At 71.9% G+C, this 20,807-nt stretch carries 20 protein-coding genes; 9 read left to right on the top strand and 11 right to left on the bottom strand.

The genetic code is table 11. The annotated features are described in order from the left end of the window. The first annotated feature begins 25 nt into the window (after positions 1-25). Both IOD14_RS00320 and IOD14_RS00315 read left to right on the top strand, forming a co-directional pair. Positions 26-1,066, top strand: a complete 1,041-nt coding sequence (locus IOD14_RS00320; RefSeq protein WP_123990433.1) for an ATP-binding cassette domain-containing protein — start codon at positions 26-28, stop codon at positions 1,064-1,066. After that, complete coding sequence (locus IOD14_RS00315; RefSeq protein WP_212669358.1) at positions 1,063-1,911, top strand: ABC transporter permease; 849 nt, start codon at positions 1,063-1,065, stop codon at positions 1,909-1,911. Before IOD14_RS00320 ends, IOD14_RS00315 begins: the two co-directional genes overlap by 4 nt. Here the strand turns inward: IOD14_RS00315 and IOD14_RS00310 are convergent, their stop codons facing one another. The 6 genes from IOD14_RS00310 to pdhA form a co-directional block, all read right to left on the bottom strand. Then, entirely contained in the window at positions 1,912-3,018 is a 1,107-nt protein-coding gene (locus tag IOD14_RS00310) for a potassium channel family protein (RefSeq protein ID WP_123990431.1), read from the bottom strand. Continuing rightward, positions 3,015-4,409 carry a molybdopterin molybdotransferase MoeA gene (locus tag IOD14_RS00305; protein ID WP_123990430.1) on the bottom strand — a complete coding sequence of 465 codons (1,395 nt, stop codon included), beginning with the start codon at positions 4,407-4,409 and terminating at the stop codon, positions 3,015-3,017. The genes IOD14_RS00310 and IOD14_RS00305 overlap by 4 nt, the downstream gene beginning before the upstream one ends. Beyond that, positions 4,406-5,323, bottom strand: coding sequence for an NTP transferase domain-containing protein (locus IOD14_RS00300; protein WP_212669357.1), 918 nt, complete (start codon positions 5,321-5,323; stop codon positions 4,406-4,408). The genes IOD14_RS00305 and IOD14_RS00300 overlap by 4 nt, the downstream gene beginning before the upstream one ends. A 138-nt stretch (positions 5,324-5,461) precedes the next feature. Beyond that, positions 5,462-6,772: a dihydrolipoamide acetyltransferase family protein gene (locus IOD14_RS00295; RefSeq protein WP_212669351.1), complete on the bottom strand. Its 1,311-nt coding sequence runs from the start codon at positions 6,770-6,772 to the stop codon at positions 5,462-5,464. Then, positions 6,772-7,776, bottom strand: coding sequence for an alpha-ketoacid dehydrogenase subunit beta (locus tag IOD14_RS00290; protein WP_123990427.1), 1,005 nt, complete (start codon positions 7,774-7,776; stop codon positions 6,772-6,774). The genes IOD14_RS00295 and IOD14_RS00290 overlap by 1 nt, the downstream gene beginning before the upstream one ends. After that, positions 7,773-8,918 carry a pyruvate dehydrogenase (acetyl-transferring) E1 component subunit alpha gene (gene pdhA / locus IOD14_RS00285; protein ID WP_123990426.1) on the bottom strand — a complete coding sequence of 382 codons (1,146 nt, stop codon included), beginning with the start codon at positions 8,916-8,918 and terminating at the stop codon, positions 7,773-7,775. Before pdhA ends, IOD14_RS00290 begins: the two co-directional genes overlap by 4 nt. 189 nt (positions 8,919-9,107) lie before the next feature. On the opposite strand from pdhA, the gene IOD14_RS00280 reads away from it, so the two are divergent. Next, complete coding sequence (locus IOD14_RS00280) at positions 9,108-9,593, top strand: Lrp/AsnC family transcriptional regulator (RefSeq protein WP_123992748.1); 486 nt, start codon at positions 9,108-9,110, stop codon at positions 9,591-9,593. 2 nt (positions 9,594-9,595) lie between these two features. Here the strand turns inward: IOD14_RS00280 and IOD14_RS00275 are convergent, their stop codons facing one another. Then, entirely contained in the window at positions 9,596-10,186 is a 591-nt protein-coding gene (locus IOD14_RS00275) for a TetR/AcrR family transcriptional regulator (RefSeq protein ID WP_123990425.1), read from the bottom strand. Then, complete coding sequence (locus IOD14_RS00270) at positions 10,183-11,700, bottom strand: 3-hydroxyacyl-CoA dehydrogenase (RefSeq protein WP_212669350.1); 1,518 nt, start codon at positions 11,698-11,700, stop codon at positions 10,183-10,185. The genes IOD14_RS00275 and IOD14_RS00270 overlap by 4 nt, the downstream gene beginning before the upstream one ends. Before the next feature lie 160 nt (positions 11,701-11,860). Here IOD14_RS00270 and paaN point away from each other — a divergent pair, with 160 nt between their 5' ends. After that, complete coding sequence (gene paaN / locus IOD14_RS00265; protein WP_212669348.1) at positions 11,861-13,552, top strand: phenylacetic acid degradation protein PaaN; 1,692 nt, start codon at positions 11,861-11,863, stop codon at positions 13,550-13,552. On the opposite strand, the gene IOD14_RS00260 is transcribed toward paaN, so the two are convergent. The 3 genes from IOD14_RS00260 to IOD14_RS00250 are packed head-to-tail and all read right to left on the bottom strand — an operon-like array spanning position 13,549 to position 16,813. After that, positions 13,549-14,298, bottom strand: coding sequence for a TrmH family RNA methyltransferase (locus IOD14_RS00260; RefSeq protein ID WP_212669346.1), 750 nt, complete (start codon positions 14,296-14,298; stop codon positions 13,549-13,551). The two genes, paaN and IOD14_RS00260, sit on opposite strands and share 4 nt — an antisense overlap. Continuing rightward, entirely contained in the window at positions 14,295-15,758 is a 1,464-nt protein-coding gene (locus IOD14_RS00255; protein ID WP_212669344.1) for an HTTM domain-containing protein, read from the bottom strand. Before IOD14_RS00255 ends, IOD14_RS00260 begins: the two co-directional genes overlap by 4 nt. Beyond that, positions 15,755-16,813, bottom strand: a complete 1,059-nt coding sequence (locus IOD14_RS00250) for a DUF5819 family protein (RefSeq protein WP_212669342.1) — start codon at positions 16,811-16,813, stop codon at positions 15,755-15,757. The genes IOD14_RS00255 and IOD14_RS00250 overlap by 4 nt, the downstream gene beginning before the upstream one ends. Before the next feature lie 313 nt (positions 16,814-17,126). Between IOD14_RS00250 and paaA the strand changes: the two genes are divergently transcribed. From paaA to IOD14_RS00225, 5 genes are read left to right on the top strand one after another with little or no spacing between them, the layout of a single operon-like run. Beyond that, positions 17,127-18,137, top strand: a complete 1,011-nt coding sequence (paaA, locus tag IOD14_RS00245; protein ID WP_123990419.1) for a 1,2-phenylacetyl-CoA epoxidase subunit PaaA — start codon at positions 17,127-17,129, stop codon at positions 18,135-18,137. Further along, the gene (paaB, locus tag IOD14_RS00240; protein WP_123990418.1) at positions 18,134-18,421 is read left to right on the top strand and encodes a 1,2-phenylacetyl-CoA epoxidase subunit PaaB; all 288 of its coding nucleotides are present in this window, start codon (positions 18,134-18,136) and stop codon (positions 18,419-18,421) included. Before paaA ends, paaB begins: the two co-directional genes overlap by 4 nt. Continuing rightward, positions 18,418-19,167, top strand: coding sequence for a 1,2-phenylacetyl-CoA epoxidase subunit PaaC (gene paaC / locus IOD14_RS00235; protein WP_123990417.1), 750 nt, complete (start codon positions 18,418-18,420; stop codon positions 19,165-19,167). The genes paaB and paaC overlap by 4 nt, the downstream gene beginning before the upstream one ends. After that, a complete protein-coding gene (gene paaD, locus IOD14_RS00230; RefSeq protein ID WP_212669341.1) occupies positions 19,161-19,688 on the top strand; it encodes a 1,2-phenylacetyl-CoA epoxidase subunit PaaD in 528 nt (175 codons plus the stop codon). The genes paaC and paaD overlap by 7 nt, the downstream gene beginning before the upstream one ends. Beyond that, positions 19,688-20,746, top strand: coding sequence for a 2Fe-2S iron-sulfur cluster-binding protein (locus IOD14_RS00225; RefSeq protein WP_123990415.1), 1,059 nt, complete (start codon positions 19,688-19,690; stop codon positions 20,744-20,746). The genes paaD and IOD14_RS00225 overlap by 1 nt, the downstream gene beginning before the upstream one ends. Positions 20,747-20,807 lie beyond the last annotated feature (61 nt).

Here is a 20,807-nt window from a genome sequence, read left to right as displayed (position 1 = left end):
CAAGTACGCGGAAGGAATCCCGCCCATGAGCCAGCACACGTCATCCCTGGCGATCGAGACCGCGGGCCTCGTGAAGACGTTCGGTGAGACCAGGGCCGTCGACGGAGTCGACCTCGCGGTGCCGGCCGGCACGGTCTACGGCGTCCTCGGCCCGAACGGCGCCGGCAAGACCACCACAGTGAAGATGCTCGCGACCCTCCTGCGGCCCGACGGCGGCGAAGCCCACGTCTTCGGCCACGACGTCGTCCGCGAGGCCGACGAGGTCCGCGGCCGGGTCAGCCTCACCGGCCAGTACGCCTCCGTCGACGAGGACCTCACAGGCACCGAGAACCTGGTCCTGCTGGGCCGTCTCCTCGGCCACCACAAGAAGGCCGCACGCGAGCGCGCCGGACAGCTCCTGGAGGCCTTCGGTCTCTCGGAGGCGGCCGCAAAGCAGGTCAAGCACTACTCCGGCGGCATGCGGCGCCGTATCGACATCGCCGCGTCCATCCTGAACACCCCCGAGCTGCTCTTCCTCGACGAACCCACCACCGGCCTCGACCCGCGCAGCCGCAACCAGGTCTGGGACATCGTGCGCGCGGTCGTCGCCCAGGGCACCACCGTGCTGCTGACCACGCAGTACCTGGACGAGGCCGACCAGCTGGCCTCCCGGATCGCCGTCATCGACCACGGCCGGGTGATCGCCGAGGGCACCAAGGGCGAGCTGAAGGCCTCCGTGGGCGCCGGCACCGTACATCTGCGACTGCGCGACGGCGGGCAGCGGCCCGAGGCGGCGGAGATCCTACGACGGGCCCTGGACGCGCAGGTACAGCTGGAACCGGACTCGGTCGCGCTGACCGCCCGGCTCGGTTCGGCGGCCAGTGACACGGCCGCCGAACAGGCCTCGCGCGCGCTCGCCGAGCTGGCCCGCACCGGCATCACCGTCGACAACTTCTCGCTGGGCCAGCCCAGCCTGGACGAGGTGTTCCTCGCCCTCACCGGCCACGACACGCACGACTCCCGCGACAACCCGGATTCCGGCGACTCCCGCGACTCCCGCGACGACAAGGACGAGGTGGCGGCATGAGCACCGCGACGCAGACCGAGGCCCAGGACCTCGCCCCCGTCAGCGCCGAGTCGCTGGCCGCGCTGCTGGTCGCCGGGGAGCGGCCGCCGCGCCCGAGCGCGCTGTCGGCCTCGCTGACCTTCGGCTGGCGGGCGATCCTCAAGATCAAGCACGTGCCGGAGCAGCTCTTCGACGTCACCGCGTTCCCGATCATGATGGTGCTGATGTACACGTACCTGTTCGGGGGCGCCCTGGCCGGGTCCCCGGAGGAGTACATCCAGTTCCTGCTGCCGGGCATCCTGGTGATGTCGGTCGTGATGATCACGATGTACACCGGTGTCTCGGTCAACACCGACATCGAGAAGGGCGTCTTCGACCGCTTCCGCTCGCTGCCCATCTGGCGGCCGTCGACGATGGTGGGTTATCTGCTCGGTGACGCCCTGCGCTACACGATCGCGTCCGTCGTGATGCTCACCGTCGGCGTCATCCTGGGCTACCGCCCGGACGGCGGGGCCGGCGGTGTGATCGCCGGCATCGCGCTGCTGCTCGTCTTCTCGTTCGCGTTCTCGTGGATCTGGACGATGTTCGGGCTGATGCTGCGGACCGAGAAGTCGGTGATGGGCGTCAGCATGATGGTGATCTTTCCGCTGACCTTCCTGTCCAACGTCTTCGTCGATCCGAGGACGATGCCGGGCTGGCTCCAGGCCTTCGTCAACAACAGCCCGATCAGTCATCTGTCCTCGGCCGTGCGCGGACTGATGGCGGGCGACTGGCCCGCCGACGAGATCGCCTGGTCGCTCGGGTGGGCGGGCCTGTTCATCGCGGTCTTCGGGCCGATCACGATGCGGCTCTACAACCGCAAGTGATCACTGAGAGGGCATGGGAGGCAGCGGGCGGGCGTCGGGTGCCACCTGGGTGCCCGGCGTCGCCCGCACGATGGTGATCAGCCGGTCCGTCAGCTCCAGCGTCCCGACGGCGGGATCGTCGTAGCCGAGCACCCGGTGTCCGCGCACGACACTCACCACCAGGTCGTCCGTCTCTCTCGGTTTCCGGCCCACCTCGGCCTTTATGACCGGGCGTTCGACGAGGTCGAGCCCGCTGCCCTGCTGGATGAGGTCCTCCATCACCATGCCGGCCGCGGGGCTGAGCACCGACAGTCCGAGGAGGCGGCCGGCCGCGCTGGCGCTGGTGATGACGGCGTCCGCACCGGACTGCTTGAGCAGGGGTGCGTTCTCCTCCTCGCGCACGGCCGCCACGATCTTGGCGCCCTTGTTGAGCTGCCGGGCGGTCAGCGTCACGAGGACCGCCGTGTCGTCGCGCTGGGTCGCGATGATGATCTTCCGGGCCCGGTGGACCTCGGCCTGTTTCAGCACCTCGCTGCGGGTGGCATCCCCGACGACCCCCGCATAACCCACGGCGGTCGCGGCGTCGATCGCCTTGCCGCTCGGGTCGACGACCACGACCTGCTCCTTCTTCAGCCCGGTCGCGCAGACGGTCTCGATCGCGGACCGGCCCTTGGTTCCGAAGCCGATCACGACGGTGTGGTCGCGCAAGGTGGACCTCCAGCGGTTGAGTCGCCACTCCTCGCGGGTGCGCTCGGTGAGGACTTCGAGCGTGGTGCCGACCAGGATGATCAGGAACAGCACGCGCAGGGGCGTGATCACGAAGATGTTGGTGAGCCGGGCGGCATCGCTGACGGGGGTGATGTCGCCGTATCCGGTGGTGGAGAGGGTGACGGTCGCGTAGTACCAGGCGTCCAGGAAGTCGACGGACTGGTCGGAGTTGTCGTTGTAGCCGTCATGATCGGCGTAGACGATCAAGGCAGTCGCCGCGAGCACCAGCAGCGCCATCAGGACCCGCCTGGCGACCTGGCGGAAGGGATGCTCCACGACCTTGCGCGGGAGCTTCACCTTGTGGGTCACGAGGTGCTCGTCCGCCTGCCGGGCGATCGCGTCATGGCCCGGAAGTTTCACGTGAAACACACCCCGATTCCCGCGGACGCCCAGGGCAGGTCGAGGAGTTCGGCCTCCTGCCCCGGCCGGGAGCCCCCGGGCGGTACGACGGCGAGGGCATCGGCGGCCGCGATGCCCCGCAGCATGGCCGGACCGTTGTAGTGCAGCGGGATCGCGCTGTCACCGCGCAGGACGACCGGGACGAGCCGGGTGTCGTACGGGTGACCGTGGGCCTCGTCCCGCAGCGGCAGGGTGTACGGCTCCGGGGCCGGGCGGGCGGCCAGGGTGCGCAGCAGCGGTTCGGCGAGCGTGAGCAGGCCGGAGACGGCGGCGAGGGGGTTGCCCGGCAGGCCGACGAGGTGCTGGTTCTCCTTGGTGCGAGCGAGCAGCATGGGATGGCCCGGGCGCACCTTCACGCCGTCGACCAGGAGTTCGGCGCCGATACGGCCGAGGACGGGGTGGACGTGGTCGACGGGTCCGGCCGCGGTCCCGCCGGTCGTGACGATCACATCGGCGTCGGAGCGGGTGACCGCCTTGTGCAGGGCCTCGGCGGAGTCACCGAGCCGTCGTACGGCGGTGACCTCGGCGCCGAGCGCGCGCAGCCAGGGCGGGAGCATCGGCCCGAGCGCGTCCCGGATCAGGCCGTCGCGCGGAGCGCCCTCGGTGAGCAACTCGTCGCCGAGGACGAGGACTTCGACGCGGGGGCGGGGGACGGCGGTGAGGGTGTCGTATCCGGCGGCCGCGGCAAGACCGAGGACGGCCGGGGTGACGAGGGTGCCGGGGGGCAGGAGCTGGTCGCCGCTGCGGCACTCCTGTCCGCGCGGGCGGATGTCCTGGCCGTGCACGACCTCCCGGGTGGCGTGCAGCCGGCCCTTCTCGTCGATCTGCCCGTGCTCGCTGCGCAGGACGGCTGTGGTGTCCGGGGGGATGCGCGCGCCGGTGGCGATCCGGGCCGCCTCGCCGTCGGTGAGGGGCGCGGGCTCGGCGTGCCCGGCCAGCACCCCCTCGTCGCGTACGGCCCAGGGGCCGGGGCCCGCGACCGCCCAGCCGTCCATGGCCGAGGTGTCGAAGGAGGGGAGGTCGGTGAGGGCGTCGAGAGGGGCGGCCAGGGTGAGGCCGAGGGCATCGTCGAGCCGTACGGAGACGGGGGCGCGGCGGCCGCGGCGGGTGACCGCACGGGCTGCGCGGGCGGCGGTGGCGCGGGCCTCGGTCCAGGGGGTCGCCTTGTGCTGGGCATCCGGTCGGGCTGCCGGGCCGGTGCTCTGCGGTGGCGGCCCGGGAGGGCGGTGATCGCCGGGATGCGCGGTGCCGTTGTCTTCTCTCACCAGGGCCAGCGCCTCCTCGACGTCGAGTTCGTCGGCGTCTTCGGCGTGGCCGGACCGGTCGCCGGTGCGCACGGACCGGGCCGTCATCCGGCGTCCGGGCCTGTGCCGGAGGCGCCGTCGGGCGTGGCGGGGTCCTCTTCGGCCTCGTCGGCCCAGCGCAGGGCCAGGGCCGCGGCCTTGCGGGAGGCCTCGGCGACGGCCTCGGGGCTGCCGCCCGCCTGTGCGGCGGCATAGCCGACGAGGAACGTGGTCAGCGGTGCCGCGGGCCTGGCCACGCCGTGCGCGGCGTCACGGGCCAGGTCGAGCAGCACGCCGGTGTCGACGTCGAGGTCGATGCCCAGCTCGTCCTTGACTGCGGAAATCCATTCATCCAACACGTGCCCATGCTCCCTGATGCGTGCCCTGGCGGTGGCGATGTCGTCCCAGGTGTCGCAGTCGAAGGACGCGACGGGGTCGGGGACGCGGGTGAGGTCGAGCGCGGCGGTCAGCCGGCGCAGCGGAAGGCCGGTGAGAGCGCCGTGTTCCTTCGTGAGTGCGGTGAGCTCGTGGCGCAGCGAGGGTACGCGGTACGCGGCCACCAGCGGCTGGTCGCGGCCGTCGGCGTCGGTGAGCAGCACGCCGTCGGCGCCGCCCGTGCGCAGGACGGTCAGCAGCAGCCGGACGGTGCCCTCCTGGAGGAAGGGCAGGTCGGCGGAGAGCACCAGGACGTACCGCGCCGTGGTGTGCCCGAGACCGGCGGCCAGCGCGGCCAGCGGGCCGCCGCCGGGAGGGTCCTCGCGGGCCCAGGTCACCGGCCGGGCGGTGGGGCGGGGGTCGGCGACGACGACGGTGGTGTCCGCGTCGGCGCAGGCCGCGAGGACGCGGTCGAGCAGGGCGCGTCCTCCCACCCGCACACCGGGCTTGTCCGCGCCGCCGAGCCTCCGGGCCGCGCCCCCGGCGAGCACGACCACGTCGTACACGGGCCCGGCGCCCGGGTCGTTCGAGGACTCGTACGAAGTCACCCCCCGAGTATGCGTGCCGTAGCGATCACAGGGAACGTGCGGCGGCGCCGGGATCACGGGGTGCGGGTGTCCTGTGCGCGGTCGCGGTGCCGGTCGCGAACCCGGTACCGGTCGCGGCACCGGTCCCGGGTGCCGCGGTCACAGGGTGCGCAGCAGCACCGCCGGTTGTTCCACGCAGTCCGCCACGTAGCGCAGGAAGCCGCCCGCGGTGCCGCCGTCGCACACCCGGTGGTCGAAGGTGAGCGAGAGCTGGACGACCTGACGCACCGCGAGCTCGCCCTCGTGCACCCACGGCCTGGGGACGATGCGGCCGACGCCGAGCATGGCCGCCTCGGGGTGGTTGATGATCGGCGTGGAGCCGTCGACGCCGAAGACGCCGTAGTTGTTCAACGTGAAGGTGCCGCCGGTGAGTTCGGCGGGGCTGAGGCTGCCGGTGCGGGCCGCCTCGGTGAGCCGGGCGAACTCGGCGGACAGCGACTCGGCGTCCCGCGTGTGCGCGTCCTTCACGACCGGCACGACCAGTCCCCGCTCGGTCTGCGCGGCGAACCCCAGGTGCACGGCGTCCAGCCGCACGATCTCCCTGGCCGCCATGTCCACGGTGGAGTTCAGCTCGGGGAAACGGCCGAGGGCGGCGGTGCAGATCCGGGCGAGGAGCGCGAGCAGGGAGATCTTCGGACCGCCGGTCGCGTTCATCGCGGCACGCGCCCGCATGAGTTCGGTCGCGTCGGCGTCCACCCAGCAGGTGGCGTCGGGAATCTCGCTCCGGCTGCGGGACAGCTTGTCGGCGACCGCTCCACGCACACCCTTGAGGGGGATGCGGGTCCCCACGGCTGTCGCGGCGGGGGCCGCCGCTCGCGCCTCCGGGGCGGCGGTCGGTGCAGATGCCGGGCGCTCCTGTGCGGCCGCGGCCCGCAGGGCGTACTCGACGTCGGCCCTCAGGATCAGTCCGTCGGGGCCGGAGCCGGTGAGTTCCCTGAGGTCGAGGCCGTTCTCGCGGGCGAGGCGGCGGACGAGCGGGGAGATCACGGGGACGGGGCCCTCGATCACCTCGGGAGCTTCGGCAGGTGCCGACCGGCCGTTCACCGGTACCAGGACCTGCTGCTCCCGCCGGACCCTGCGCCTGCGCGCGGGGGCCTCCGAGGTGCCGTACCCGACCAGGACGTTCCCCGAGCCCTCGGCCTGCGCGCCCGGGTCGGGGGCCGACGCCCCCACCGCGACCGTGATGAGCGGTGACCCCACCGGGAGTTCACTGCCCTCCTCGCCGAAGCGGGCCGTGACGACACCGGCATAGGGGCAGGGGACGTCGACCATGGCCTTGGCCGTCTCGACCTCGACGACCGGCTGGTCGACCGCGACGACGTCGCCGACCTCCACCAGCCAGCGGACGATCTCCGCCTCGGTCAGGCCCTCGCCGAGATCCGGCAGCCTGAACTCCAGCACCTGCGCCATCAGCTCTCCGCCTCCCATTGCAGACGCCCCACGGCGTCCAGGATCCGGTCCACGCCGGGCAGGTGGTGACGCTCCAGCATCGGCGGCGGATACGGGATGTCGAACCCGGCCACGCGCAGCACCGGCGCCTCCAGATGGTGGAAGCAGCGCTCCGTGACCCGGGCCGCGATCTCCCCGCCCGGTCCGCCGAACCCGCCCGACTCGTGCACGACGACCGCCCGTCCGGTCCGCCGTACCGAGGCCGCGACCGTGTCGTCGTCGAACGGCACCAGTGAGCGCAGGTCGACGACTTCGAGGTCCCAGCCCTCCTCCCGCGCGGCCTCGGCGGCTTCGAGGCACACGGGTACGGACGGCCCGTACGTGATGAGTGTGGCGCTGCGCCCGGAGCGCCGCACCACCGCGCGGCCTATCGGTTCAACGGTCTGCGGATCGTCCGGGTTCCAGGCGTCCTTCGACCAGTACAGCCGCTTGGGCTCCAGGACAACGACCGGGTCGTCGGAGGCGATGGCGGCGCGCAGCAGACCGTAGGCGTCGGCGACGGTCGCGGGCGTGACGACATGGAGTCCCGGGGTCGCCATGTAGTACGCCTCGGAGGCGTCGCTGTGGTGCTCGACGCCGCCGATGCCGCCGCCGTAGGGGACCCGGATGGTGATCGGGAGCGGCATCGCCCCGCGCGTGCGGTTGCGCATCTTCGCCACATGGCTGATCAGCTGCTCGAACGCCGGGTAGGCGAAGGCGTCGAACTGCATCTCCACGACCGGCCGCAGCCCGTACATCGCCATGCCGACGGCCGTGCCGAGGATGCCCGCCTCGGCGAGCGGGGTGTCCGTGCAGCGGTCCTCGCCGAACTCCTTGGCCAGTCCGTCGGTGACCCGGAAGACACCGCCGAGGGTGCCGACGTCCTCACCCATGACGTGCACGGTGGGGTCGGCCGCCATCGCGTCGCGCAGCGCGCGCGTGAGGGCCTGCGCCATGGTGGCCGGTTTGAGGGCGACGGTGGTCATCGCTGGGTACCCCCGTGGGAGTCGTGCTCGGCCTCGAGCTCGGCACGCAACTGGGCCTGCTGCTCGCGCAGTTGCGGGGTGGGCTCGGCGTAGACATGGGCGAACAGGTCCATGGGGTCGAGGACCGGGTCCTGGTTCATGCGCTCGCGCAGCCCGGCCGCGAACTCCTCGGCGTCCTCGCGTACGGCCTCGATGCCGGCCTCGTCGATCAGGCCGCGCTCGGTCAGTTCGCGCTCGATGAGGGCGATCGGGTCGTGTCCGCGCCAGGTCTCCACCTCGGCGTCGCCGCGGTAGCGGGTCGCGTCGTCGGCGTTGGTGTGGGCGTCCACGCGGTAGGTGATCGCCTCCACCAGGGTGGGACCGCCGCCCGCGCGCGCATGGCGTACGGCGGTGGTGAGGACCTCGTGCACGGCGGCCGCGTCGTTGCCGTCGACCAGGCGCCCGGGCATGCCGTAGCCGACGGCCTTGTGGGCCAGGGACGGGGCCGCGGTCTGCTTGGCGAGGGGGACGGAGATCGCGAAGCCGTTGTTCTGGACCAGGAAGACGACCGGGGCCTGCCAGACGGCGGCGAAGTTCAGCGCCTCGTGGAAGTCGCCCTCGCTGGTGCCGCCGTCGCCGACCATGGCGAGCGCGACCACGTCGTCGCCCTTGAGGCGGGCGGCGTGGGCGAGGCCGACGGCGTGCGGGAGCTGGGTGGCGAGAGGGGTGCACAGGGGGGCCACCCGGCGCTCGCGCGGGTCGTAGCCGGTGTGCCAGTCGCCGCGCAGCAGGGTCAGGGCCTGGACGGGGTCCAGGCCGCGGGCGACGGCGGCGAGGGTGTCGCGGTAGCTGGGGAAGAGCCAGTCGCGCTCCTGGAGGGCCAGCGCGGCGGCGACCTCGCAGGCCTCCTGACCGGTGCTGGAGGGGTAGACGGCGAGGCGGCCCTGCTTGGTGAGGGCAGTGGCCTGGGTGTTGTAGCGGCGGCCACGCACCAGTTCCGCGTGCAGGCGGCGCAGCAGGGCCGGGTCGGCCTTGCCGGCCGCCTCCGTGCCGAGCACGCGGTAGGGCTCGGCGTCGGGCAGCAGGGGCGCTGGGTCCATGCGGGGCTGCCATGCGGGCGGCGGCGATGGCCGGTACGCGCCCCGCTGCTCCATGACCGTCATGACGGCACCTCCTCGTGGGAGCGGCTTCGGGCGCACTACGGGTGTGAGGCGCCTCACCTACCGATTGTTCGGTCGTCGGCACATTTTGGCTACTGGCCCCCTCAGGCTGTGGACAAACGGTTCTCCACAGCCTCCAATGAACGCAGTACGTCCATGGCAGGGAGGCAGGGGGACATGGCACCTGAACAAATGGCCGAAGGACCGGCGGGCGGCGTCCCCCTTCCGCCCCCGCGTCCGCTCGACGCCATCGATCAGGACATCCTCCAGATGCTCCAGGCGGACGGCCGCGCGTCGATAAGGTCGGTCGCCGAGCGGGTGCACGTCTCGCGCGCCAACGCCTACGCGCGCATCAACCGCCTCGTCGAGGACGGCGTCATCCGTGGCTTCGGCGCCCGTGTGAACCACGAGCGCGCAGGCCAGGGCACCTCGGCCTACATCACCCTGAAGATCGTCCAGAACTCCTGGCGCACGGTCCGCGAGCAGCTCAGACAGCTGCCCGGGGCCTCTCACATCGCGCTGGTCGGCGGTGACTTCGACGTCCTGCTGCTCGTCCACACCTCGGACAACAGGTCCCTGCGCGAACTCGTCCTCACCCGCCTCCAGGCGATCCCGGAGGTGCTCAGCACCCGCACCCTGCTGGTCTTCGAGGAGGAGGACCTGGAACCGCAGGGCTGAGTTCAGGAGGCCCTGCGCAGGCCCCCGAAGATCAACTGAGCCACGGCGTCCGCCACTTCGCGTTCGTTCATGCCGCGGCCGTCCGGGCGGTACCACTCCACGATGGAGTTGATCATGCCGAAGACGAGGCGGGTCGCCAGGCGTACCTCCACGTCCCCGCGCACGTCGCCGTCCGCGGCCGCCGCCTTCAGGAGTTCGGCGACCCGGTGGTCGAAGTCGCGGCGGCGCTCCAGGGCCCACCGCTCGGTGTCCGTGTTGCCGCGCACCCGCAGCAGCAGGGTGACGTAAGGGAGTTCGGCGATCAGCACCTCGACCATGCGCCGCACGACCCACTCCAGGCGGTCGGAGGCGGGGCCCACGCGCGCGTGCTCCTCGTCGAGGATCCCGAAGAGGCCGTCCAGGGCCCGGCTGACGGCCCTGCGCAGGAGCTCCTCCTTGCCGGCCACATGGTGGTAGATCGACGACTTGGAGATGCCGGCGGCCTTGGAGAGGTGCTCCATGGAGGTGCCGTCGTAGCCGCGCTCGTTGAAGACCTGGACGGCGACGGACAGCAGCGTCTCGGGGGTGTACGTGTCGCGCTTGGCGGTCGTCATGAGGTGCTGCCCTCCCGCTTGTCGGAGGCGTACGCGTGCCGGTACAGCGCCAGCGAGGGCGCGTACCGTCCGGACGGGTCGCGCAGGTGCAGGTCGTCGAGGAGGGCGTAGGCCCAGTTGCGGCCGAGCCTGCGGCTCCACTCGAACGGTCCGAGAGGGTAGTTCACCCCGAGACGCATAGCGGTGTCGATGTCCTCCTGGGTGGCCACGCCCTTGGCGACGGCGTCGTGCGCGAGGTCGACGATGCGGGCGACCGTACGGGCGACGATCATGCCGGGCACGTCCCCGATGACGCTGACGTCCTTGCCGAGCGCCTGGAAGAGCCCTACGGCCTCGCCGAGCGTCTGCTGCGAGGTGTCCTGGGAGGCGGACAGCGCGATGCGGGTGGCCCTGCGGTAGTCCAGCGCGAGGTCGAAGTAGACGACGTCCCGGAACTCCACCGAGGTCTGCCCGTCGGCGAGCGCGAGCTGGCCGCCGCTCGGCAGGACCAGACGGGTGCCGTGGTCCTCCTCGTCCTCGCGGACCTGGATGCCCGCCTCGCGGATCAGCGCGAGCAGTTCGGACGCGGGACCCAGATCTCCCTCGACGACGACGTAAGCGGGCGCCTGGGCCGGCTCCGCGGTGTGCGGCTCGTCGCGCTCGGCCCCGTCGGTGTAGTCGTACCAGCCCTGTCCGCTCTTGCGGCCGAGCCGGCCCGACTCGACGAGGCGCTGCTGGGCCAGCGAGGGCGTGAAGCGCACGTCCTGGAAGAAGGCCCGCCACACGGAGTGGGTCACGGACTCGTTGACGTCCTGCCCGATCAGGTCGGTCAGTTCGAACGCGCCCATCTTGAAGCCGCCGCACTCGCGCAGCACCGCGTCGATGGTGGCGGGCTCGGCGCCCTGGGCCTCGTGGACCGCGAACGCCTCGGCGTAGAAGGGCCGCGCGATCCGGTTGACGATGAAGCCGGGGGTGTCGGCGCAGGCGACCGGTGTCTTGCCCCACGCGCGTGCCGTCTCGTACGCGCGCGTGGCCGACGAGACGTCGGTGGCGAACCCGGAGACGACCTCGACCAGCGGCAGCAGCGGCGCGGGGTTGAAGAAGTGCAGGCCCACGAAGCGGCCCGGATTGCGCAGAGCGCCGCCGATGGCCGTCACCGACAGGGAGGAGGTGTTGGTGGCGAGCAGACAGTCCTCGACGACGATGTCCTCGAGGGCGCGGAACAGTTCCTGCTTGACGTCCAGCCGCTCCAGGACGGCCTCGACGACCAGGGAGCAGTCCGCGAGGTCGGTGAGGTGCTCGGCGGCCACCAGCCGGGCGCGGGCCGCGTCCCGGTCGGCGGCGGTGAGCCGGTCCTTCTCGACGAGCCGGTCCAGGCGGGCGCCGATCGCGTCGGCCGCCTCCCGCGCACGGCCCGGGACGGCGTCGTACAGCCGCACCGGGTGCCCGGCGACGAGCGCGACCTGGGCGATGCCCTGGCCCATGGTGCCGGTGCCGACGACGGCCACGGGGCTGCTGAGGTCGAGTGCTGTCATGTGCGCGATCCTCCCGCACGGGGTTTTCCACAGATGCGGCGGACCCCCTTGTCCCGACCGATCGTTCGGTTACTCTAACTCTGTCTGGCTGTTCCTGCCCATGTTTCTGCCCAGGTCATGAGCTCGACGAAGAGTTCGAAAGACGAGGAGTTGGTCCCGCATGGCCGCCGAACTGACCGCCCACCAGCTGATCGCCGCGCACCGGCCCACCCTCGACCAGGCGCTGGAGGCGATCCGCACCCGCGCGTACTGGTCCCCGCACCCGGAGCACCCCAAGGCCTACGGTGAGAACGGCAGCCTGGACATGGCGGCGGGCAAGGCCGCCTTCGACGCCCTCCTCGGCACCCACTTCGACCTCGGCCAGCCCGGCACGGACGGCTTCGTGGGCGGCGAGGTCTCGCCGTACGGCATCGAGCTGGGCGTCGAGTACCCGCACGCGGACGTGGACGTGCTGCTGCCCGCGATGAAGGCGGGCCAGAAGGCCTGGCGGGACGCGGGCGCGGAGATCCGCGCGGTGGTCTGCCTGGAGATCCTCAAGCGGATCAGCGACCGGACCCACGAGTTCGCGCACGCGGTCATGCACACCAGCGGCCAGGCCTTCATGATGGCGTTCCAGGCGGGCGGCCCGCACGCGCAGGACCGCGGCCTCGAGGCGGTGGCCTACGCGTACGTGGAGCAGGCCCGCACCCCCGACACCGCGGAGTGGACCAAGCCCCAGGGCAAGCGCGACCCGCTCGCCCTCACCAAGCAGTTCACGCCGGTCCCGCGCGGGACCGCCCTGCTCATCGGCTGCAACACCTTCCCGACGTGGAACGGCTATCCGGGCCTGTTCGCCTCCCTGGCCACCGGCAACGCGGTCCTGGTAAAGCCGCACCCGCGCGCGGTGCTGCCGCTCGCGCTCACGGTCCAGGTCGCACGGGACGTCCTCGGCGAGGCCGGATTCGACCCGAACCTGGTGGCCCTTGCCGCCGAGCGCCCCGGCGAGGGCATCGCGAAGACCCTCGCCACGCGCCCCGAGATCCGGATCATCGACTACACCGGCTCGACGGAGTTCGGCGACTGGCTGGAGGCCAACGCCCGTCAGGCGCAGGTCTACACGGAGAAGGCCGGCGTCAACACCGTGCTCGTGGAGTCGGCCGGGAACTACAAGGGGATGCTCTCCAACCTGGCCTTCTCCCTGTCCCTGTACAGCGGCCAGATGTGCACGACCCCGCAGAACCTGCTGATCCCCCGCGACGGCATCCGCACCGACGAGGGCCCCAAGACCTACGACGAGGTGGTCTCCGACATCGCCCGCGCCGTCGACGGCCTCCTCGGCGACGACGCGCGCGCGAACGCGCTGCTGGGCGCGATCGTCAACCCGGACGTGAAGGCGCGTCTGGAGGCCGCGGCAGGGCTGGGCGAAGTCGCCCTCGCCTCACGGGAGGTCGCCAACCCGGAGTTCCCGGGCGCGGTCGTGCGTACACCGGTCGTCGTCAAGCTGGACGGCGCCAAGCCGGACGACGAGGCCGCCTACATGAGCGAGTGCTTCGGGCCCGTCTCCTTCGCCGTCGCGGTCGACTCGGCGGCCGACGCGGTGGAGCTGCTGCGGCGCACGATCCGCGAGAAGGGCGCCATGACGGTCGGCGCGTACACCACCGACGAGGAGGTCGAGCAGGCCGTCCAGGAGGTCTGCCTGGAGGAGGCGGCGCAGCTGTCGCTGAACCTCGTCGGCGGGGTGTACGTCAACCAGACGGCCGCGTTCTCCGACTTCCACGGTTCGGGCGGCAACCCGGCGGCCAACTCCGCGCTGTGCGACGGGGCGTTCGTCGCCAACCGGTTCCGGGTCGTCGAGGTGCGCCGGGAGGCCTAGACACCGCCGCCCAGGCTCCAGTGGTACAGCGTCATCGCCACGCTCGTCGCGAGGTTGTAGCTGGAGACCTGGGGGCGCATCGGCAGCGCCACCAGATGATCGGCACGCGCGCGCAGTTCGGGGGACAGGCCGCTGCGTTCCGAGCCGAAGGCGAGGACGGCGTCGTCCGGGAGCTTCACGCCCCGGATGTCGTCGCCCTCAGGATCCAGGGCGAACGTCGGTCCGCAGGGCAGTTCGGCGACCGTGAGCCGCTCCACCGCGGTCGCGAAGTGCAGGCCCGCCCCACCGCGTACGACCGTCGGGTGCCAGGGGTCGAGGGTGCCCGTGGTGACCACCCCGGTCGCCCCGAAGCCCGCGGCCAGGCGGATCACGGCGCCCGCGTTGCCGAGGTTGCGCGGGTTGTCGAGGACCACGACGGGTGCGGTGCGCGGTGTGTGCGCCAGCTTCTCCAGGTGGGCGGCCCGGGAGGGTCGTACCGCCAGGGCGGCCACCGCCGTGGGATGCGGTCGCGGCACGAGTGACGCGTACACCGACTCCGGGACCTGCGTCAGCAGTCCGTCCAGGGTGTCCCGTACGTCCGGCGCCAGCTCCTCGGCCAGGGCGAGCGCGGCACCCCGGTCGACGGCGACCGCCACCGGTACCTCGGCCCCGAAGCGCAGGGCGTGCTTGAGGGCGTGGAAGCCGTCGAGCAGCACGGAGGTGTCGGCGAGCCGGTGCCACAGGCTCACGGGTTCGGGACCGGTCATGCGGGGAAGCCTACGTGGCTGTGATCGGGGTTCTCGGGGTCGCCGGGGTCGGGACTGCCGGGGTTGCCGAGGCCGGGGTTCGTGGCGTGTGCGGGGCCGGGGTTCCTGGTGTGTGCGGGGCCGGGGTCTTCGGGGCGGCCGGAGTCGACAGCAGGGCCGGCGTGGACGGCACTGCCGCTTTCGGCGGGGTGCGGGGTCTTCGCGAGCTCCGGCTCCTCCTGTGCGCCCCGACCCTTGCGACCGGGCCGGGCCTCGAAGCCCCGTCGCCCTTGCGGACCACGCTGCCGGGGCAGCCCCGGACCAGGGACGGCCGCGCCCGCCAACCGTGCCCACAGCAGGCCACGCGCGCGTGCGACCGTTTCGCCGAGCCGGCGGAGGAACGACGTCGGCAGGAAGACCGAGTCGGCAGCGATCATCGCCAGCGAGAAGAACGGCAGGCCGAGAACGACCGCGATCACCGCGTGCTCCGTGATCATGGCGGCCAGCAGCACGTTCTTGACCCGCCGGTTGAACAGCGTGAACGGGAAGGCGACCTGCACGGCGACCGTGCCGTACGTCACCAGCATCACCATGACGCCGTTCGCCGACAGCAGGTCCGCGAGGGCGGGCCAGGGCGAGAAGGACTCCAGGTGGAGGGGGTAGTAGACGGCGGTGCCGTCCTGCCAGCGGGAGCCCTGGATCTTGTACCAGCCCGCCGTGGCGTAGATGAGACAGGCCTCGGCCATGATCACGAGCAGCGCGCCGTTGTGGACGATGTTGGCGACCACGTCGAGCATGATCCGCGGCTGCCCGGACCGGGCGAACCGTCCGACGACCCACCACAGCGCCTGCGCCAGCCACAGGGCCCACAGGAGCGCCGGGACGACCCAGTCGCCGCTCAGCCTGTCCAGGAAGGTCGCCGCCACCAGCACGAGCCCGAGGACGCCCCACAGGGCCGGCCCGACGCGGTCCACGACGTCCTCTCCACACGTGCGTGCCTCCCGGGTACGCCGGGCCCGTCGCTCGTCCAGCGACCAGACCTGGCCGCAGCGCGTGAAGATCAGGTAGATGCACATCAGATGCAGGACGTTGTCGCCGCCGTCGCCCATGAAGACGCTGCGGTTCTGGAGCGAGAGCACGCCGACCATGAAGAGCACGGACATCACGCGGGTGCGCCAGCCGAGCAGCAGCAGGAGGCTCGACAGGGCGGCGAGGACGTAGACCGTCTCGAACCAGAACTGTCCGTCCGACCACATCAGGGCCGTGAAGGCGCCGTTGGTCGAGATCAGCTGCTCGGCGAGGTTCCAGTTCCACGGGCCGTCCGGGCCGTAGAGCTCCTGGCGGTGGGGGAACTCGCGCAGCAGGAACAGCAGCCAGGTCGCGCTGAAGCCGATGCGGATCATGGCGGTCTGGTAGGGGCCGAGGGCGGCCTCGGTGACGCGGGCGATGCCGGTCGACACCGACAGAGCGAATCGGTTCACCGCGCGTTCCTCTCGGTGTCGTCCGCCGTCACGGCCCACCAGGGCAGCTCACGGTAGACCGGCTGCACGGAGACCTTCTCCTCGCTCCACTTCGGCGGCGGGACGTTGCTGGTCCTGGAGCGGACCTGGACGCTCGCGAGGACGTCGCCCCGCGCGGTCGCGTCCTCACGCTCCAGGCGCAGCACCACGATGCGGCGCAGATACGTCTCGGAAAGGCTGCCGCGCAGCCCGATGGGGCGGTTGTCGGCGTCGTGGGTGGCGACGAAGAAGTCCCAGGAGCGGCGCAGTTCGTTCTGCTGGGTGTGGCTGGGCAGCAGGTTGCCGTCGATGGCCCGGCCGTCCTGGGCGGACAGGTCGTACCAGCCGGTCGTACGGCTGCCGCCGTCGACGCCCCGTATCCGGGCCCTGACCTGCACCGCGATGTCCTGCTGAAGGGGATTGGGCGCGAAGAGCTTCCAGTTCTGCTCGAACTCCGGGTAGACCCAGTCCTCGACCGCCCTGCCGTGCTGCCTGGTCACCGTGTTCTGCGGCGCGACGTGCAGGAACACCATCCCGATGTGCACACAGACGGCGACGGCCACGACGGCGAGCGCCAGGGCGACGCCGATCTGATAGCGGAGGGAGAGGGCGGCGATGCCGGTACGGGGGTCGGGGGCGGGGGCGGAAGCGAGGCCTGGGGCCGGGGCGGCTGGGCGTATCGCCAAGTGGTGGGAGGAGGGGCGGGTGTCCGTGGGCTCGGTGTGCGGAGCGGGTGGAGCTGGAGGAACGGGTCGCGCCTCGGCGGGCTCACGAACCGGAACGTCGGCGGACTCGCCGACCGACGGGGAGGCCGACTCGGGAACGGGCGCGGTGGCCGACTCAGGAACCGATGCGGTGGCCGGCTCACCCGACTCGGTGGACGCGTCCGGCTCACCTGACGCTTCCGGCCCGTCCAGCCCGTAGTCCCCCTCCGGCCCGTATTGCCCCTCCGACCCCTCCGACTCGGGGGCATCGCCCGGCTCGCTCGGGGCGCCCGGCCGTCGCCGGGCGTTCGAGCCTCCGTCGTACGCGTCCATTCCGCCCCGTTCCCGATTCCGGTTCGTCCACCGCCGCCCGCCCCGGGGGACGGCTGCGCCCGGTGACCGGCGCCCGCACCCGCCTCGCCGCGGTGGCTCGCATCGGCACGGTACTCAGGGCCGACCGCCCCGCACAGCCCTTCTCGACAGGCACCGCCGTGGGCGTTCTCACTGCCGCCCAGGTTTTCCACAGGGGGTCTCGCGGGTTTTCCACAGCGGTTGACACCTTACGGCGCCCGGCACACCATGGAATCGCACGAACCGAACGATCGGTCGGGAGCGGATTCCGGCAGAGCCCAGGCGAGGGGGCCTCATGGCGACAGCAGCCGCGCATCAGACGGCGAGCTCACAGACGTACGGCGCCGAGGGCGCCGTCGACGACACCACCGCGTACCAGAGCGTCTTCGACGCCGCCGTGGCCGCCGACGAGCGCATCGAACCGCGCGACTGGATGCCCGACGCCTACCGCGCGACCCTGGTCCGCCAGATCGCGCAGCACGCCCACTCCGAGATCATCGGCATGCAGCCGGAGGCGAACTGGATCACGCGCGCCCCCTCCCTGCGCCGCAAGGCCATCCTGATGGCCAAGGTCCAGGACGAGGCGGGGCACGGCCTGTATCTCTACAGCGCGGCGGAAACGCTCGGCACCGGCCGCGACGAGCTCCTCGACAAGCTCCACTCCGGCCGCCAGAAGTACTCATCGATCTTCAACTACCCGACTTTGACCTGGGCGGACGTCGGTGCGATCGGCTGGCTGGTGGACGGCGCCGCGATCACCAACCAGGTCCCCCTGTGCCGCTGCTCCTACGGCCCCTACGCGCGCGCGATGGTCCGCATCTGCAAGGAGGAGTCCTTCCATCAGCGCCAGGGCTACGAGCTGCTGCTGGCGCTGAGCAACGGCACCCCCGAGCAGCACGCGATGGCCCAGGACGCGGTGGACCGCTGGTGGTGGCCGTCCCTGATGATGTTCGGCCCGCCCGACGACGAGTCCGCGCACTCCGCGCAGTCGATGGCGTGGAAGATCAAGCGCCACTCCAACGACGAGCTGCGCCAGCGCTTCGTCGACATCTGCGTCCCCCAGGCCGAGTCGCTCGGCCTCACACTCCCCGACCCGGACCTGAAGTGGAACGAGGAGCGGGGACAGCACGACTTCGGCCCGATCGACTGGACGGAGTTCCGGGAGGTCCTCAAGGGCAACGGCCCGTGCAACGAACAGCGGATCACCCAGCGCAGGAAGGCGCACGACGAGGGCGCCTGGGTGCGGGAGGCGGCCACGGCCCACGCGGCGAAGCACACCGGCGAAAAAGGAGCGGCACGCGCATGACGAACACCGACTGGCCCCTGTGGGAGGTCTTCGTGCGCTCGCGGCGCGGACTCTCCCACACCCACGCCGGCAGCCTGCACGCCCCGGACGCGGAGCTGGCCCTGCGCAATGCCCGTGATCTGTACACCCGGCGCGGCGAGGGCGTCTCCCTCTGGGTCGTGCCCTCGTCCGCGATCACGGCCTCCTCGCCCGACGAGAAGGACCCGTTCTTCGAGCCGTCCGCCGACAAGCCGTACCGGCACCCGACGTTCTACGAGATCCCGGAGGGGGTGAAGCACCTGTGAGCACCTCTGAGACGACCGCTGTCGCCGCTCCCGCCCCGGTCCCCACGGCGGCCGCCCTCGCCCTCGGCGACGACGCGCTGGTGCTCTCGCACCGCCTCGGCGAATGGGCCGGCCACGCGCCGGTCCTGGAGGAGGAGGTCGCCCTCGCCAACATCGCCCTCGACCTGCTCGGCCAGGCCCGGGTGCTGCTGTCCATGGCCGGTGACGAGGACGAACTGGCGTATCTCCGCGAGGAGCGCGCCTTCCGCAACCTCCAGCTGGTGGAGCAGCCGAACGGCGACTTCGCCCACACCATCGTCCGCCAGCTCTACTTCTCCACCTACCAGCACCTGCTCTACACCGAACTGGCCGCGGGCGACGGCCCCTTCGCCCCGCTCGCCGCGAAGGCCGTCAAGGAGGTCGCCTACCACCGCGACCACGCCGAGCAGTGGACCCTGCGGCTCGGCGACGGCACCGAGGAGAGCCACGCGCGGATGCTGCGGGCGGGTGAGGCGCTGTGGCGGTTCACCGGCGAGATGTTCCGGCCGGTCGACGGGGTGGACGTGGACGGGGAGCGCATGGAGGCCGCCTGGCTCGCGGCCGTGGGGGAGGTCCTGCGCCGGGCCACCCTGCCCCTCCCCGAGGGGCCGCGCGCGGGCGCATGGGCCGCAGGAGCGGGGCGGCAGGGTCTGCACACCGAGCCCTTCGGGCGGATGCTCGCCGAGATGCAGCACCTGCACCGCAGCCACCCGGGGGCGTCATGGTGACGCTCACGCCGCTGGAGACGGAGCTGTTCGCGCTCGCCGGTTCGGTGCCCGACCCCGAGCTGCCCGTGCTCACCCTGCGCGAGCTGGGCGTGCTGCGCGCGGTGCATGTCCGGGACGCGGACTCGGTCGAGGTGGAGCTGACCCCGACGTACACCGGCTGCCCGGCGATCGAGGCGATGTCCCTGGACATCGAGCGGGTGCTGCGGGAACACGGCGTGCGGGAGGTCACCGTCCGCACGGTGCTCGCACCCGCCTGGTCCACCGACGACATCACGGCCGAAGGGCGCCGCAAGCTGCGGGAGTTCGGCATAGCGCCACCCCGCGTCGTGGTGGCATCCGGACCCGTCCCGGTGGGGCTGGGGCCGACGCGCACCCTCGACGCGGAGCTCGAGGACGTCGTCTGCCCGCACTGCGGTTCCGCCGACACCGAACTGCTCAGCCGGTTCTCCTCCACCGCGTGCAAGGCGCTGCGGCGCTGCCTGGACTGCCGTGAACCGTTCGACCACTTCAAGGAGTTGTGATGGCCCGCTTCCACCCGCTCCCGGTGGCCGCGGTCGACCGGCTCACCGACGACTCCGTGGCACTGACCCTCACCGTGCCCCCGGAGCTGCGCGAGCAGTACCGGCACGCCGCGGGCCAGCATCTCGCCCTGCGCCGCACGGCCGACGGCCAGGAGATACGCCGGACCTACTCGATCTGCTCCCCGGCTCCCGACGCACAGGGGCCCCGCGAACTGCGGGTCGGCGTACGGCTGGTGGAGGGCGGTGCCTTCTCGACGTACGCCCTCAAGGAGATCAATGTCGGTGACGAGCTGGAGGTGATGACCCCGGCGGGCCGGTTCACCCTCGACCCGGCGCCCGGTCTGTACGCGGCGATCGTCGGCGGCAGCGGCATCACCCCGGTGCTGTCCATCGTGGCGACGCTGCTGGCGCGCGAGCCCGAGGCCCGGTTCTGTCTGATCCGCAGCGACCGCACCGCCGCGTCCACGATGTTCCTGGAGGAGGTCGCCGACCTGAAGGACCGCCACCCCGAGCGGTTCCAGCTGGTCACGGTGCTCTCCCGGGAGGAGCAGCAGGCGGGGCTGCCGTCCGGGCGGCTCGACCGGGAGCGGCTGACCGGGCTGCTGCCGGCGCTGCTGCCGGTGGACCGGGTGGCCGGGTGGTTCCTGTGCGGCCCGTTCGGACTGGTGCAGGGTGCCGAGAAGGCGTTGCGGGAGCTCGGGGTCGCCCGTACCCGGATCCACGAGGAGATCTTCCATGTGGACGCGGGGGCTGCCCCGGCGCCGACGGTTTCCGCGCCCGCGCACAGCACGGTGACGGCCCGGCTCGACGGACGGGGCGGCAGCTGGCCAGTCCAGGACGGTGAGTCGCTGCTGGAGACCGTGCTGCGCAACCGGTCCGACGCTCCCTACGCCTGCAAGGGCGGGGTGTGCGGGACCTGCCGGGCCTTCCTGGTCTCCGGCGAGGTACGCATGGACCGCAACTTCGCGCTGGAGCCGGAGGAGACGCAGGCGGGCTATGTCCTGGCATGCCAGTCGCATCCGGTGACGGAGAAGGTGGAACTGGACTTCGACAGGTAGGCCGGGAGGAGCCCGTTCCCTTCTTCTAGAACCTGTTCTATCTTGACGGACCGTCAGATCA

This window comes from Streptomyces sp. A2-16, assembly GCF_018128905.1.
Classification (GTDB): domain Bacteria; phylum Actinomycetota; class Actinomycetes; order Streptomycetales; family Streptomycetaceae; genus Streptomyces.
Note: the sequence above shows the minus strand (reverse complement) of the source record. Positions and strands in the feature narration are given on the sequence as shown.